Annotated in this window: 19 protein-coding genes and 1 rRNA gene; 2 read left to right on the top strand and 18 right to left on the bottom strand. The window is 48.3% G+C overall.

The features are described 5' to 3' along the window. From BMY11_RS26980 to BMY11_RS26970, 3 genes are all read right to left on the bottom strand, one after another. Positions 1-92, bottom strand: a 16S ribosomal RNA gene (locus tag BMY11_RS26980); the annotation flags it as partial. 283 nt (positions 93-375) lie between these two features. Beyond that, positions 376-597 carry a hypothetical protein gene (locus BMY11_RS26975; RefSeq protein ID WP_090583299.1) on the bottom strand — a complete coding sequence of 74 codons (222 nt, stop codon included), beginning with the start codon at positions 595-597 and terminating at the stop codon, positions 376-378. Positions 598-701: 104 nt separating this feature from the next. Next, positions 702-1,316: a stage II sporulation protein M gene (locus BMY11_RS26970; protein WP_090583297.1), complete on the bottom strand. Its 615-nt coding sequence runs from the start codon at positions 1,314-1,316 to the stop codon at positions 702-704. A gap of 111 nt (positions 1,317-1,427) precedes the next feature. Here BMY11_RS26970 and pdaB point away from each other — a divergent pair, with 111 nt between their 5' ends. After that, positions 1,428-2,234, top strand: coding sequence for a polysaccharide deacetylase family sporulation protein PdaB (gene pdaB, locus BMY11_RS26965; protein ID WP_090583295.1), 807 nt, complete (start codon positions 1,428-1,430; stop codon positions 2,232-2,234). 9 nt (positions 2,235-2,243) lie between these two features. Here the strand turns inward: pdaB and BMY11_RS26960 are convergent, their stop codons facing one another. Next, positions 2,244-2,879, bottom strand: coding sequence for a KinB-signaling pathway activation protein (locus BMY11_RS26960; protein WP_090583292.1), 636 nt, complete (start codon positions 2,877-2,879; stop codon positions 2,244-2,246). 199 nt (positions 2,880-3,078) lie between these two features. Between BMY11_RS26960 and gerD the strand changes: the two genes are divergently transcribed. Further along, a complete protein-coding gene (gene gerD / locus BMY11_RS26955) occupies positions 3,079-3,780 on the top strand; it encodes a spore germination lipoprotein GerD (RefSeq protein ID WP_177182845.1) in 702 nt (233 codons plus the stop codon). Between the two features lie 268 nt (positions 3,781-4,048). Here the strand turns inward: gerD and BMY11_RS26950 are convergent, their stop codons facing one another. From BMY11_RS26950 to BMY11_RS26885, 14 genes are all read right to left on the bottom strand, one after another. Continuing rightward, positions 4,049-5,161: an Mrp/NBP35 family ATP-binding protein gene (locus tag BMY11_RS26950; RefSeq protein ID WP_090583290.1), complete on the bottom strand. Its 1,113-nt coding sequence runs from the start codon at positions 5,159-5,161 to the stop codon at positions 4,049-4,051. Between the two features lie 117 nt (positions 5,162-5,278). After that, positions 5,279-6,055, bottom strand: coding sequence for an N-acetylmuramoyl-L-alanine amidase CwlD (cwlD, locus tag BMY11_RS26945; protein WP_090583289.1), 777 nt, complete (start codon positions 6,053-6,055; stop codon positions 5,279-5,281). A 158-nt stretch (positions 6,056-6,213) separates the two neighbouring features. Further along, on the bottom strand, positions 6,214-7,380 hold the full coding sequence (gene sat, locus BMY11_RS26940; protein WP_090583287.1) for a sulfate adenylyltransferase: 1,167 nt from the start codon (positions 7,378-7,380) through the stop codon (positions 6,214-6,216). A 27-nt stretch (positions 7,381-7,407) separates the two neighbouring features. Then, complete coding sequence (locus BMY11_RS26935) at positions 7,408-8,100, bottom strand: phosphoadenylyl-sulfate reductase (protein ID WP_090583285.1); 693 nt, start codon at positions 8,098-8,100, stop codon at positions 7,408-7,410. A 147-nt stretch (positions 8,101-8,247) separates the two neighbouring features. Beyond that, positions 8,248-8,640: a 30S ribosomal protein S9 gene (rpsI, locus tag BMY11_RS26930; RefSeq protein ID WP_090583283.1), complete on the bottom strand. Its 393-nt coding sequence runs from the start codon at positions 8,638-8,640 to the stop codon at positions 8,248-8,250. 19 nt (positions 8,641-8,659) lie between these two features. Next, positions 8,660-9,097, bottom strand: a complete 438-nt coding sequence (gene rplM / locus BMY11_RS26925) for a 50S ribosomal protein L13 (RefSeq protein WP_090583281.1) — start codon at positions 9,095-9,097, stop codon at positions 8,660-8,662. A 270-nt stretch (positions 9,098-9,367) separates the two neighbouring features. Beyond that, positions 9,368-10,108 carry a tRNA pseudouridine(38-40) synthase TruA gene (truA, locus tag BMY11_RS26920; protein WP_090583279.1) on the bottom strand — a complete coding sequence of 247 codons (741 nt, stop codon included), beginning with the start codon at positions 10,106-10,108 and terminating at the stop codon, positions 9,368-9,370. Positions 10,109-10,186: 78 nt separating this feature from the next. Then, positions 10,187-10,555: a 50S ribosomal protein L17 gene (gene rplQ, locus BMY11_RS26915; protein WP_090583277.1), complete on the bottom strand. Its 369-nt coding sequence runs from the start codon at positions 10,553-10,555 to the stop codon at positions 10,187-10,189. Positions 10,556-10,607: 52 nt separating this feature from the next. Further along, on the bottom strand, positions 10,608-11,552 hold the full coding sequence (locus tag BMY11_RS26910; protein WP_090583274.1) for a DNA-directed RNA polymerase subunit alpha: 945 nt from the start codon (positions 11,550-11,552) through the stop codon (positions 10,608-10,610). Positions 11,553-11,678: 126 nt separating this feature from the next. After that, positions 11,679-12,074 carry a 30S ribosomal protein S11 gene (rpsK, locus tag BMY11_RS26905; protein ID WP_090583272.1) on the bottom strand — a complete coding sequence of 132 codons (396 nt, stop codon included), beginning with the start codon at positions 12,072-12,074 and terminating at the stop codon, positions 11,679-11,681. Positions 12,075-12,093: 19 nt separating this feature from the next. Next, complete coding sequence (gene rpsM / locus BMY11_RS26900) at positions 12,094-12,462, bottom strand: 30S ribosomal protein S13 (protein ID WP_090583270.1); 369 nt, start codon at positions 12,460-12,462, stop codon at positions 12,094-12,096. Between the two features lie 17 nt (positions 12,463-12,479). Beyond that, a complete protein-coding gene (rpmJ, locus tag BMY11_RS26895; RefSeq protein ID WP_003333770.1) occupies positions 12,480-12,593 on the bottom strand; it encodes a 50S ribosomal protein L36 in 114 nt (37 codons plus the stop codon). Positions 12,594-12,638: 45 nt separating this feature from the next. Continuing rightward, positions 12,639-12,854 (bottom strand): translation initiation factor IF-1, encoded by a 216-nt coding sequence (gene infA / locus BMY11_RS26890; protein WP_015847200.1) that lies wholly within the window; start codon positions 12,852-12,854, stop codon positions 12,639-12,641. Positions 12,855-12,856: 2 nt separating this feature from the next. Continuing rightward, positions 12,857-13,129 (bottom strand): KOW domain-containing RNA-binding protein, encoded by a 273-nt coding sequence (locus tag BMY11_RS26885; protein ID WP_090583303.1) that lies wholly within the window; start codon positions 13,127-13,129, stop codon positions 12,857-12,859. Positions 13,130-13,132 lie beyond the last annotated feature (3 nt).

Genomic DNA, 13,132 nt, shown 5'->3' with positions numbered 1-13,132 from the left:
AACCTTGTCCCGAAGGACAAGATCCGCTCGACTTGCATGTATTAGGCACGCCGCCAGCGTTCGTCCTGAGCCAGGATCAAACTCTCCATAATAGGTGAAATGGCGAAGCCATTTGCACCAAATGAATTTGCTTGTTAGCTCATTCAAAAAACTAGCTAGTCAGAAACGCTTTCGCCAAATGGCGATCGTCGTTTTGACGTATTTTATGACCTTTTGACAGGTCGCTCATTGTTCAGTTTTCAAGGAACAAATTACTTCGTTTTTCTCTTGTCTGCCGTATGTCTCAGCGGCGACTTGATTAATATATCACACCGCCCACAAACAATGCAACACTTATTTTCGTTTTTTTTACTCACATGTGAATATCACTATAAATTAGCGGTATGTACGCATATTGAGCGCGTAACGGGACAGCTCTTTCGGGGAGGCCATGCGGGCATACATCCTAAAAATCACTTTATAACGTTTAGCTATTGCAGTCTTGATGTCACCGTCTAGCCGGGAATCGTTCAAATCGAGCAGCATTTCGTCGAGTTCTTTGCGGAGTACATAGTCTAGTTCTTTACATTCTTTATCGTTGAACAATATTCCGAGCATAACCTGTTGCGGCCTCCTTCATTAACTAGCCGATGCAAAACGGCGGCTATCGCATGTCGCGATAACCGCCGCCTTATTGTTATGCTCAAAAATTGGTAATTTTATTACTTACCCAATAACCAGACCGTTACGGTGCTCTCGATCACCGCTGCAAGAGCAAGCATAACGGTGAGTAAAACCATGATCGGCAGTGTGCGCATCACGAACCCCTCGAGCTGTTGCGACCAACCAGGCCGTCTGGTTAAGAGCGAACCAACGCCTTGAAGCATTATTTTTCCAAAACGCATTCCGTATGCACATGCAATGACAATCGCGGAGAGCTCAATAATGCCGTGCGGTAGTAGCCCCTTGAAGATGATCGTAAATACCGCATCCCCGCCCTGCTCCGCAGTCTTATGAACCAAGTAGCCGAGAATCATCCCATTAATCGCTAGGAATATGATGGGCACGATGCCGAAGATAGCGCCTATGTACATAACCAGTATCGCTTTAATGACGTTATTGAAGAAAATAAACACCATTAAGAATAGTGTCGGATGGTTGCTGGAGTCGATATTTTGCGCAACATTCTTTAACCCGTTCAGTTGTCCCTGGATAAAAGCATCAAGATCCGGATTCGTAGCTCCTACAACCATGCCGGCGAGCAGAAAGATCGTACTGAATGCAATATAATGACGCATCGTCTTTAAATGGCGGAATATCTCTTTAGGGGTAAACATGACGCTAACGTCACCTCTTTGAGCAGATTTTGGGCCGAGCTGTAATAAGTTGATGGTACGAGCATATCTTGTACTAGAACAAGCCTAATTAGAGAGGAGTGTACGAAAATAATGAATATGTTTTATGTGATGAACGGACGAAAGCTTAAACGTTATTTTCTGTTGACTGTCGGAATTATCTTTGCTGCCGGCGTTATTTACGCTGAGAAGGACAATATTACGGTGTTTGCCCCTGATCAGCCTGCAGCCATCTATAGTGTCCCGACGGATAAGAAGGTTGTTGCGCTTACATTCGATATTAGCTGGGGTGAAAAACGGACAGAGCCGATCCTTGAGGTGCTGAAGCAAAAAGGGGTCAAGAACGTGACTTTCTTCCTCTCCTCCCCTTGGAGCCAGACACATCCGGACATTGTGAAGAAGATCGTCGATGCAGGGTATGAAATCGGCAGCCACGGCCATAAGCATGGCAATTACAGTACGTTCAGCGATGAGGAAATTCGCACGCAGATCGAGACGGCTCAGAATATCCTCACACAGGTAACCGGCAAAACACCAAGCCTCATTCGTATGCCGAACGGTGATTTTGACAAACGGGTGCTTCGTATCGCAGAACAAATGAATTATAAAGTGATTCAATGGGACACGGATTCGCTTGATTGGATGAACATCGGTACGGAAAAAATCATTAACCGCGTCGTGAGCAAAGCTCATCCTGGCGATATTATTCTGATGCATGCCAGCGATTCGGTAAAACAAACGCATGAAGCGCTTCCGGCCATCATCGACCAGCTGCGCAGCAAGGGTTATGAATTCGTGACCGTATCTGAGCTTATTGCTCAAACGGAGCTGCAAGGCAAAACGGTGCAGGATAAAGCAACGATGTTCCATCAGCAGCTCGACGCTTCAGCAGAAAATTAATACGGATTGTTAAACGGCTGGTTTCGCACTCGATGCGGAATCAGCTGTTTGCTCTTTGCGGACGAGGCGGTGCAGAAGCAGCACTTGATAAGCATTGCAGGCAAACATCGGCACGACCATGAAGATCATTGCATTCACGTTGGCTCCCTCGCCTTGGAGCGCTTTCCAGGATTCAATTAAAGTAACTACAATTTGTAGGAACAACGTTGGAATAAAAGCGTTATTGTTCGTCAACTTGGACTTGTAATACGCAACACCATAAGCACCAATCGCCAGGCCTAGTGGCAACATCCAGAAAATCAAGTCATTGTTTAAGCTTGTCCGATCTTGGTAAAGCAAATAACCGATGCCTCCGAGGGCGAACAGTGCGGTATATGCTTGCAGCGCATTCCAAAGATAGCCCTTGCGCAGGACACTCAGCGCAATGTAATTCAGCGTCAGGTACGAGAAGAAGCCCATCTGACTGAAGGCGCCGAACAGTAAGCCCACTAGTGCCATCATACCAGCATTAAAGCCCACTGCTTCCACGCCGATAAATCCGAATGAGCGGTCAGTCCACTGCATCAAGCTGCCGACAACGGTTGTCACGACGGCACCGACTGCCATTGTGCTCCAGAACAAGAAAAACCATTTTCGTAAATTCACGTTAATTCAGCTCCTAAACAATTTGTGCGAAACGCATCTCGAACCGTTCATACGGCTCTATTTTCACGCAAGTTTAATCATCCTTCATTGTACCATGCCACTTTCAAAAAGCTACGTGCCGTCCATGATAATACGATGAACATTGTCGCATACTACAGCTAGAAGAATGCCGCATTTCCAGAAGGGAGACAGTGCCATTATGCTCAAACGTTTGTCATGGGTTGGTACCATCGCCATCATAGCATCGTTGCTATCCGGCTGCGGATCCCAGCCATCAAGCTCATCAAGCGAGCCAATAAGTTATAAAGACATGAAAACGATGGTTATCGACATACTTAAAACAGAGGATGCCCAAAAGGCGCTTCAAGAATCAGCTTCAGCGACTACTGGGAATAACGGTAGCAGTGCGCGAATTCTGTCCGTACAAGACCAAGAGCAAATGCGGATGGCTGTAAAAGAAACACTTGTCGCACCGGAATACAGCAAAACCATCGAGAAGCTGATGACCGATCCCCGCTTCGCCGGCGATTTTGCAAAGGCGGTTAATAAGCAGAATAAGCAGATCCACAAGGATTTACTTAAGGACCCGACTTATCAGAAGGATCTTATCCAAGTGATGAAGAGCCCTGAGATGGATAAAATGATTCTGGAAGTACTGCAAAGCACGCAATATCGCAAGCAAGTTATGTCGATTATGACGGAATCCATGCAAAGCCCGCTCTATCGGTTGGAAATTCTCGATCTGCTCAAAAAGGCGGTTCAGGAAGAGCTGAAGCCGAAGCCTGATGAGAAAGTGACCAAGCAGAAGGATGATAGCGGCGGTGGCGACAGTGGCGGTGATCAAGGTGGCGGAGGCGATAGCGGCGACGGCATGGGTGACTCCGGTGGTGGCGGCGGTTAATAAAGTTGGATCGCTTAGTAGGATAAGTGGATAAGTACAGTGGATAAGTGATGTCTATAAGTACCGTGAACAAGTGATGGGGACAAATGTAGTGGATAAGTATAGTGATCAAATTGATGCAGATTAACAAGTGGATAAGTACAATGGTTCAGTGATGCATACTAATAAAGTGGATAAGTGAGTGAATGAAAATAAGAAGCCAACATCTTATGCACAGTTGTGCAGAATGTTGGCTTCTTTTGTGTTATGTGGCACTAGGGTCGTTCGTTTATGCTTCGCATTTCGCGATAACTGCGTCTGCCACATCCAAGTAAATGCGGCCTGTATCTGTATCGGCTTTATAGACGGATGGTGCAAAATCCGGTTCTGTCGCCAAGTTATCCGGCGCACCGAGCGGGATTTGCGCAAGCAGATCGGCATTCAGCGACTCAGCCAGTCTACCACCGCCTCCACGGCCAAACACGTATTCGTGCTCGCCGCTCTTGCTGATGTAGTAGGACATATTCTCTACGATACCAATAATCTCGTGTTCGGTTTTTATTGCCATTGCACCAGCCCGAGCAGCAACGAAGGCTGCTGTCGCATGCGGCGTTGTTACGATGATCTCTTTGCTCTGCGGGATCATCTGGTGGACATCAAGCGCTACGTCGCCTGTGCCCGGAGGCAGATCCAGCAGCAGATAGTCCAGCTCGCCCCAAGCAATCTCTGCAAAGAAATTGCGGAGCATCTTACCGAGCATGGGTCCACGCCATACGATTGGGGCGTTATCTTCTACGAAGAAGCCCATCGACATCACTTTAACTCCGAATTTCTCGATCGGGATTACTCGCTCGTTCACGACTTCAGGGCGCTCTTCAATGCCCATCATATCGGGCACACTGAAGCCATAGATGTCGGCGTCGATAATGCCGACACGCTTGCCCCTGCGGGCTAAGGCGACCGCAAGATTGACGGTCACCGTGGACTTGCCGACGCCGCCCTTGCCGCTGGCGACGGCGATGAAGTGCGTTCCGCTGCTCTCGCTTAGCAGCGGGTTCGCCTCAAGCCCGGCCCCGTGACCGCGTACGGGGCCTGCGCCCGCGCCTGCGGCGGCGGAAGCGCCGGTCGTGCTTGCTGCGCCAGCGCTAGCGCTGCTCGCCGCCTGCGGCGCAGCCTCGCTGGTCCGAAACCGGCAATGCACGGTTTCGGCGCCAGCTGCGGCGAGCGCTTCGCGCAAGCTCGCCTCAAGCGCGCGCTCCGCGCTCGCGGCTGCACCGATGACCGTCATCGAGACATGACGGTCCTTCACTACAACATCGCGGAAGGCTAAGCTAGCGCCTTCCCCTTTATAAGGAGCCGCCACAATCTCGGCGGCTTCAATTACGTTCTCACGGGTCAGCATGTATTCTCGTCTCCTCTTGTCCTTGAATATGTTCCTGTTCCAGCTAAAGGACATGTACTGGTTCTATTATAACAAGACAATGCCTACCATCCAACCTCCATAAGCGCGTTAGTTGAACTAGTTAGCTCTACCCTTAAGTGAAGCTCCCCATTTCTCGCCCGCTGTGAAACGCAGGACGCCCTGATAGATCGACGCAGCCACCTTTTTCTGATACTCAGCATCCGCAAGCCTCGAAGCCTCCCCTGGGTTCGATAAGAAGCCGACCTCGACAAGCGCACTAGGTACATCCTTCATTGCCTTAAGCAGATAGATCGTATTCACCGTTGCAGGTAATCGGTCCGTGTTTGCGAGATTGCGCCGGATCTCATCCTGAATAAGCGAAGCTAGAACCGCATTCTCTGGCAAACTTGGATAAAAGAACGTCTGCGCCCCAGACCACCTTGGTGATGGGATGCTATTCATGTGGATGCTAAGCAGCAAGCTTGCGTTCTTGTCCTTCACAAACTGTGCTCGTTTCACCAAGTCCTCCGTCTTACGCCGGCTTATCTTAGAGGTTCCTTCATTCGCAAGATCATAATCGCCTTCTCTGGTCATGACAACGATGGCGCCGGCTTGCTGCAGATAATCCCTAAGCTGTAGAGCAATCGCAAGATTCAGGTCTTTCTCAACGAGTCCCTGCTTGCTGACAGCCCCTCCATCTACCCCACCATGACCTGCATCAATGGCGATCACTTTGCCGGATAACGGTAAGGTCCAATACGTCCAGGTGCGCGTAGCCGGCACTTCCTGCGTAAGCAGAATTACAGTCAGCATGACAGCTACGACACCTAGCGTAATTCTCACCGCGCCCCGATACGTGATCCAGACGACGAATCGTTTCCGAACTCTGGTCATACAAAAAGCCACCCCAATCTCCATCCGATGATCATGCACAGATTGTCCTGTGCTCTATATCATCCTATGGGACGAGGTGACCTGTTATGCGAACAACTAAGCAAAAACGCCCTTGCCCGTCTTAAAACGGACAAAAGCGTTTTGTGCGGTAACCTCTGTTAATTCACAGGTTGCTCCGCCATGCCTTCAATAAGAATCTTAGCAACCTCCGGGCGGGAGAATTCCGGCGGTGGGCATACGCCATCACGCAGTAGTGCGCGAACTTTCGTACCAGACAGCGTCAGATGATCCGCTTTATCGTGTGGGCACGTCTTGCTCGATGCCATATTGCCGCACTTCGTGCAGAAGAAGCTGTGTTCAAAATAAAGCGGGATAATGCCTAGTTCATCCGCTGAGAACGAACGGAGCAGCTCCTGTGCTTCATACGTACCGTAGTAGTCGCCTACACCGGCGTGATCACGGCCGACAATGAAGTGTGTGCAGCCATAGTTTTTGCGAACCATCGCATGGAAAATCGCTTCACGAGGTCCTGCATAACGCATTGCTGCCGGGAATACACCGAGGAACGTACGATCTGCTGGGTAGTAGTTCTCAAGCAGCGCGATGTAGCTCTTCATACGTACATTCGCTGGTACGTCATCGGATTTCGTTTCGCCAACAAGCGGGTTCAAGAAGAGCGCATCGACGATCTCCATCGCAGACTTCTGAATGTATTCATGAGCACGGTGGACCGGATTACGAGTCTGGAAGCCAACGACTGTGCGCCAGCCCCTCTCTTCGAAGATCTGTCTCGTCTGAGAAGGATCAAAATAAAACTCGTTAAACTTCTCCGGCACTGGACGGTTCAACACTGTAATCGGACCACCTACATAGGTAGAAGGACGCTCAAGGAGCTTCGCTACGCCTGGGTGCTCGATATCATCAGTCTTAAACACGTTCACTGCTTCATGCTTCTGATCAACGCTGTAGATGCTCTCAATATCGATTACACCATACACCGTGTTGTCTTCGCCAATAAGAGCTGCACGCTGACCTATGGACAACTCAGCTACCTTTGCTTCTTCAACGGCAAGTGTAATTGGAATACTCCATACAGTGCCGTCTGCAAGCCGCATACGCTCTACAACCGAACGATAGTCAGCTTCATTAAGGAAACCTGTAAGTGGCGAGAACGCACCTACGCCGATTAGATCTAAATCCGAAATTGCCCAATTGTTCACAATAATGGCTGGTAACGATGCTACTTCTGATAAAAGTTCTTCTCGTTCGACGCCAGTTGCGATTCGGTTGACGAGTACGCCGCCATGCGGCTTAATGCTGGTCATGTATGGCCTCCTGTATTTCTGCTTTTTTTATTTGTGCAATCCGCACTCTGTTTTCTCTTGACCCGACCAACGTCCTGCACGTGGGTCTTCGCCTGGCATTACTTGTCGTGTGCAGTATTCGCAACCGATGCTTGGATAGTGATTATCGTGAAGCGGATTGTAGTATACATTGTTCTCACGGATATACGCCCAAACATCTTCCGATGTCCAGTTTGCGATTGGGTTGAATTTCACGAGACCAAACTTCGTATCGTATTCAATCTTCTTCGCGTTCGCACGAGTCGGCGCTTGGTCACGACGAATGCCAGTAATCCACGCTTCATATTTGGATAGGATCTGAGTAAGCGGATCTACTTTACGAATGTTGCAACATTGAGTTGCATTCGACTTCCACAGCTCTTCACCGAATTGAGCAGCTTGCTCTTCAGGTGTAAGTGTCGGCTTCACTTCAACGAACTTCATATTGTAAATCTCCGCCATCTTATCACGCGTTTCGTATGTCTCTTTGAAGTGAAAGTCCGTATCCAGATAGAAAATATCTGTTTTCGGGCTGATCTTCTGCAGCATGTCAACCAGCACTACATCTTCAGCACCAAAGCTGCATGCAAATGTAATGTTCGGGAATGTTTCTACTGCAAACTTCAAGATCTCCTGAGGCGTTGCATTTTCCAATAGTTCAGCCTGCTCTTTAATGAGCGCTTCTTTTTCAAAAAGATTCATGGTGAATTCCTCCATCTCTTAATTCCTAGTAAACTAATCTACATTAAATTATACGTCCATTAATCAAATTGTTCAATAATTATAAATACGCAAAAACATGAAAAATGCCTCCCCCGCATAAGCAGAGAAGGCATTGTGTGAAAAATATTAACGTTTCGAGAATTGTGGAGCACGACGAGCTGCTTTAAGACCGTATTTCTTACGCTCTTTCATACGTGGGTCACGAGTCAAGAAGCCTGCACGTTTCAAAGCTGGACGGAATTCTGGGTCAGCTTTGAGCAATGCACGGGAAATACCGTGGCGAATTGCGCCCGCTTGTCCGGAGATACCGCCACCGTGTGCGATAACCAAGATGTCGTATTTGCTTGCAGTCTCAGTAAGAGCAAGCGGTTGTTTCACGATCAGCTTCAGTGTTTCCAAACCGAAGTAATCACTCAGATCACGTTTGTTAATAATGATTCGTCCTTCACCCGGCACGAGACGTACACGTGCTACAGAGTGTTTACGACGACCGGTTCCATAGTATTGAACTTGTGCCATGAACCTGTCCTCCCTCTAATTAACCGCGAAGTTCGTAAACTTCTGGATTTTGTGCTTGATGTGGATGTTCCGAACCTGCATAAACTTTAAGCTTCATCTTCATTTTGTCGCCAAGGCGATTTTTAGGAAGCATACCGTAAATCGCTTGCTCCAGAACTTGCTCTGGTTTGTTCTTGATCATGTCTTGGGCTGGAGTAACTTTCAATCCGCCTTGGTACATGGAGTGACGGTAGTACATTTTGTTTTGCAGCTTCTTACCTGTCAGGTGGATCTTCTCAGCGTTGATGACAACAACGAAGTCACCAGTGTCAACGTGAGGTGTAAATTGCGGTTTGTGCTTGCCGCGGATCAGGGCTGCAGCTTCGCTCGCTAGGCGACCAAGCGTTTTGCCTTCTGCGTCAATGACGTACCATTTGCGTTCAACTTCATTTGGCTTAGCCATATAGGTAATGCGCATGGATGTTTCCTCCTTCTTCATTCAAACAATCGGTTCATGTATGATGTTACGTGACCTTTAAAGATGATGCTGAATCGACCATCGGTCTCCTCGAGCCAATCATCTGTAAACGGCTCGATTACTCTTTTAATTGCTACTGTTTAAACGGCAATCTCAGTCGGGGCTGTGGGAGAGCCACTAAGAAAGCACAAGTTATATTCTACTATAACGAATAGGTAAGTGCAAGTCATTTCTTTGGACACGATACATGTGAAGAGCTGGTAATGCTCGTCAATTGTCGTATTCCACTTCCCACAAGGTAAGGCCGTGAGCCATAGCCGTAGGCCCAGCCTTGGTGCGGTCCTGCGCAGCCAGAATGCGGACGACATCATCCACAGTAAGTTTGCCTACACCAACCCGCAGAAGGGTCCCTACAATGATTCTAACCATGTTGTACAGGAAGCCATTCCCCGTAATAAAGAGATCCAGCTTCCCCTCGCTCTCGTCCAACCGAGCTTTGATTACCGTTCTCACATGGGTGCGTTTTGTTGATCGTTGCGATGCGAATGACGTAAAGTCATGCTGGCCCACCAGCTTCGCAAGCGCAGCTCTCATCTCTGACAGGTGAAGAGGCATGGGATAATGAAACCGATAATGCCGTTCAAACACATCTGCAAACTTGTTCGTATCAATGGAATATCGATACGTCTTCCGTTTGGCGCTATAACTGGCGTGAAAATCAAGGGGAACTTCATCCGCTCTCAGAACAGAGATATCATCCGGCAATCTGGAATTGATCGCCAACGCCCACCTATGCACCGGAATTGGTGAAGATGTCAGGAAGTTAATGACTTGTCCTCGAGCGTGAACACCGGCATCTGTTCTTCCCGACGCTGTAATATTTACGTTTTCCCCTGTTAACACGACAATCGCCTGCTCCAGAATATCTTGAACCGTATTACCGATCGGCTGTGTCTGAAAGCCATGGTAGGAAGTACCTACATAGCTGATGACCATCCGAATGTTCCTCATCCCAAATCTCCTCTCTCCCCTAGACATTGAACCCATGGGCAACAAAAAAAGGTGGCCGCAAGGTCCACCCTTCGTTTGCTACGCGCGGTCTACCAGTTCCAAGTAAACCATAGGTGCCGCGTCACCGCGACGAGGTCCTAGTTTCAAGATACGCGTATAACCGCCTGGACGCTCCGAGTAACGAGTAGCCAGTTCGGAGAACAATTTTTGGATTGCATCTTGCTCACCTGCAACAAGAGACTCACGGCGAACGAAAGCTGCTACTTGACGACGCGCATGAAGATCACCACGCTTAGCAAGCGTGATCAGCTTCTCAGCGATTGGACGAAGTTCTTTCGCTTTCGCCTCAGTCGTTTGAATACGCTCATACAAGAACAAGTCAGTAACGAGGTCGCGGAACAATGCTTTCCGGGAGCTAGCGTCACGGCTCAATTTTGAATATGCCATTCGAATTTCCCCTCCTTAAAACAGTCTATAGACATCTAGTCTGCGCTGCTTTTTATTCTTCCATGCGGAGGCCAAGACCGAGTTCTTCAAGCTTCTCTTGAACTTCTTCCAAAGACTTGCGTCCGAGGTTACGGACTTTCATCATGTCTTCTTCCGTCTTCGTGATCAGCTCTTGAACGGTATTGATACCTGCACGTTTGAGACAATTATAAGAACGCACGGACAGATCGAGTTCTTCGATCGTCATCTCGAGCACTTTCTCTTTCTTGTCTTCTTCTTTTTCAACCATGATCTCAGCATCTTTCGCTTCGTCAGTCAAACCAACGAACAGATCCAGATGCTCAGTCAAAATTTTGGCGCCGAGGCTTACAGCCTCTTCCGGACGAATGCTTCCGTCGGTCCAAACTTCAAGTGTGAGCTTGTCGTAGTTAGTCACTTGACCAACACGAGTGTTCTCAACTGAGTAGTTCACACGAGTAATCGGCGTGTAGATCGAATCAACAGGGATGACGCCAATTGGCTGATCTTCCCGTTTGTTACGATCTGCTTGCACATAACCGCGTCCGCGATTAGCGAATACTCGCATGTGGAGACGTGCACCGGAGGCCAGCGTCGCGATATGAAGATCAGGGCTTAAAATCTCGACATCGCTGTCTGCGCGAATATCGCCAGCCGTAACGTTGCCTTCGCCTTCCGCATCAATTTCCAATACCTTCTCTTCGTCGGAATGGATTTTTAGCGAGAGGCCTTTGAGATTCAGGATGATTTCAGTAACGTCTTCCATCACACCTGGAACCGTAGAGAACTCATGAAGTACACCGTCGATTTGAACAGAGGTTACCGCTGCACCAGGCAGCGACGACAACAGAATTCTACGCAGGGAATTCCCTAGCGTTGCTCCGTATCCGCGTTCAAGCGGTTCAACGACGAACCTTCCGTACGTGCCATCCTCATTCAGTTCTACGGTTTCGATTTTCGGCTTTTCGATCTCAATCACTAATAGAACCCTCCCTCAAAACGTCGCTCCGTTACCATTATCGCGGTTGCAGTCAAATCATGTAGTATGGCAAACCTTCACAACCATTATTCACAAGTTGGATTAATTTGATACCACAAATATTGACTATACGCGACGACGTTTTGGCGGGCGGCATCCGTTGTGTGGAACCGGAGTTACGTCTTTAATAAGGTTAACTTCTAGACCAGTTGCTTGAAGTGAACGAATTGCTGCTTCACGACCTGCGCCTGGGCCTTTAACCATTACTTCGACAGTTTTCATTCCGTGTTCCATTGCCGCTTTAGCTGCGGATTCTGCAGCCATTTGAGCTGCGTAAGGCGTGCTCTTACGGGAACCTTTAAAGCCGAGGTTACCCGAGCTTGCCCAAGAAATCGCGTTTCCGTGCGGATCTGTAATCGTTACGATCGTATTATTGAACGTCGAGCGGATATGCGCTACGCCAGTATCAATATTTTTACGGTCACGACGTTTCGTACGCACCACTTTTTTTGGTTTTGCCATTATCGGTTATCCCTCCTTCTTATTTCTTCTTGTTCGCTACAGTCCGACGAGGACCTTTACGTGTACGAGCATTTGTTTTAGTCCGTTGACCACGAACCGGAAGACCACGACGGTGACGAACACCACGGTAGCAACCGATCTCGATCAGACGCTTAATGTTAAGCGAGATCTCACGACGAAGGTCGCCTTCTACTTTAACAGTCTTGTCGATTGTTTCGCGAAGTTGGCTAACTTCATCTTCAGTCAGATCGCGTACACGAGTATTTTCACTAATACCAGTCGCTTCCAAGATCTTATTAGCAGTTGTTCTACCAATACCGAAGATGTATGTCAGAGCGATGACAACGCGCTTATCACGCGGTAAGTCTACACCAGAAATACGTGCCATGTATCGTTATCCCTCCTTTATCCTTGTTTTTGTTTGTGTTTCGGATTTTCACAAATAACCATAACATTGCCTTTGCGGCGAATGACTTTACATTTCTCGCAAATCGGCTTGACCGAAGGTCTTACCTTCATTGTGATTACCTCCCGATATCTTTCGTGGGTAGACCGCTTAGCAGCCTACTTCCGATAGGTAATGCGTCCTCTAGACAAATCATAAGGCGACAACTGAATGACTACTTTATCTCCAGTCAGAATACGGATGAAATGCATTCTGAGCTTGCCCGATACATGAGCGAGAATCTGATGTCCGTTCTCCAGTTCCACCTTGAACATAGCGTTTGGTAGTGGTTCAATAACCGTACCTTCGACTTCAATGACGTCTTCTTTAGCCAAAGTCAGTCTCCTTTCCCTTGCAAAGCCTTCTGAATAGCATAACGCAATTTTGCGTTTGTTACACGGCCGGTTTCCCGCATGCTGTCAGCCACTTCTGAGCTGACGACCGGTTGCATCAGAAGATGCAGTACGTTCTTCTTCTTCGATTGATCGAAGCGCCGCTTGTCACCATCTGCTACAAGAACAAAACGTTCATCCACAATCTGAATGATAACGGCATATGTGCCTGCGTCTTTACCCCGAAGCACCTTCACAAGTCGGCCGATCTCCGGCATATA

The organism is Paenibacillus sp. OV219 (genome assembly GCF_900110075.1).
Taxonomy (GTDB): domain Bacteria; phylum Bacillota; class Bacilli; order Paenibacillales; family Paenibacillaceae; genus Paenibacillus_Z.
This window is presented reverse-complemented; position numbering and strand designations above follow the sequence as displayed.

Bases quoted from the DNA above. Each gene is read 5' to 3' on its own strand.
- BMY11_RS26975 (WP_090583299.1), bottom strand. From the start codon at position 597: ATGCTCGGAATATTGTTCAACGATAAAGAATGTAAAGAACTAGACTAT.
- BMY11_RS26970 (WP_090583297.1), bottom strand. From the start codon at position 1,316: ATGTTTACCCCTAAAGAGATATTCCGCCATTTAAAGACGATGCGTCAT.
- pdaB (WP_090583295.1), top strand. From the start codon at position 1,428: ATGAATATGTTTTATGTGATGAACGGACGAAAGCTTAAACGTTATTTT.
- gerD (WP_177182845.1), top strand. From the start codon at position 3,079: ATGCTCAAACGTTTGTCATGGGTTGGTACCATCGCCATCATAGCATCG.
- BMY11_RS26950 (WP_090583290.1), bottom strand. From the start codon at position 5,161: ATGCTGACCCGTGAGAACGTAATTGAAGCCGCCGAGATTGTGGCGGCT.
- cwlD (WP_090583289.1), bottom strand. From the start codon at position 6,055: ATGACCAGAGTTCGGAAACGATTCGTCGTCTGGATCACGTATCGGGGC.
- sat (WP_090583287.1), bottom strand. From the start codon at position 7,380: ATGACCAGCATTAAGCCGCATGGCGGCGTACTCGTCAACCGAATCGCA.
- BMY11_RS26935 (WP_090583285.1), bottom strand. From the start codon at position 8,100: ATGAATCTTTTTGAAAAAGAAGCGCTCATTAAAGAGCAGGCTGAACTA.
- rpsI (WP_090583283.1), bottom strand. From the start codon at position 8,640: ATGGCACAAGTTCAATACTATGGAACCGGTCGTCGTAAACACTCTGTA.
- rplM (WP_090583281.1), bottom strand. From the start codon at position 9,097: ATGCGCATTACCTATATGGCTAAGCCAAATGAAGTTGAACGCAAATGG.
- truA (WP_090583279.1), bottom strand. From the start codon at position 10,108: ATGAGGAACATTCGGATGGTCATCAGCTATGTAGGTACTTCCTACCAT.
- rplQ (WP_090583277.1), bottom strand. From the start codon at position 10,555: ATGGCATATTCAAAATTGAGCCGTGACGCTAGCTCCCGGAAAGCATTG.
- rpsK (WP_090583272.1), bottom strand. From the start codon at position 12,074: ATGGCAAAACCAAAAAAAGTGGTGCGTACGAAACGTCGTGACCGTAAA.
- rpsM (WP_090583270.1), bottom strand. From the start codon at position 12,462: ATGGCACGTATTTCTGGTGTAGACTTACCGCGTGATAAGCGCGTTGTC.
- rpmJ (WP_003333770.1), bottom strand. From the start codon at position 12,593: ATGAAGGTAAGACCTTCGGTCAAGCCGATTTGCGAGAAATGTAAAGTC.
- BMY11_RS26885 (WP_090583303.1), bottom strand. From the start codon at position 13,129: ATGCCGGAGATCGGCCGACTTGTGAAGGTGCTTCGGGGTAAAGACGCA.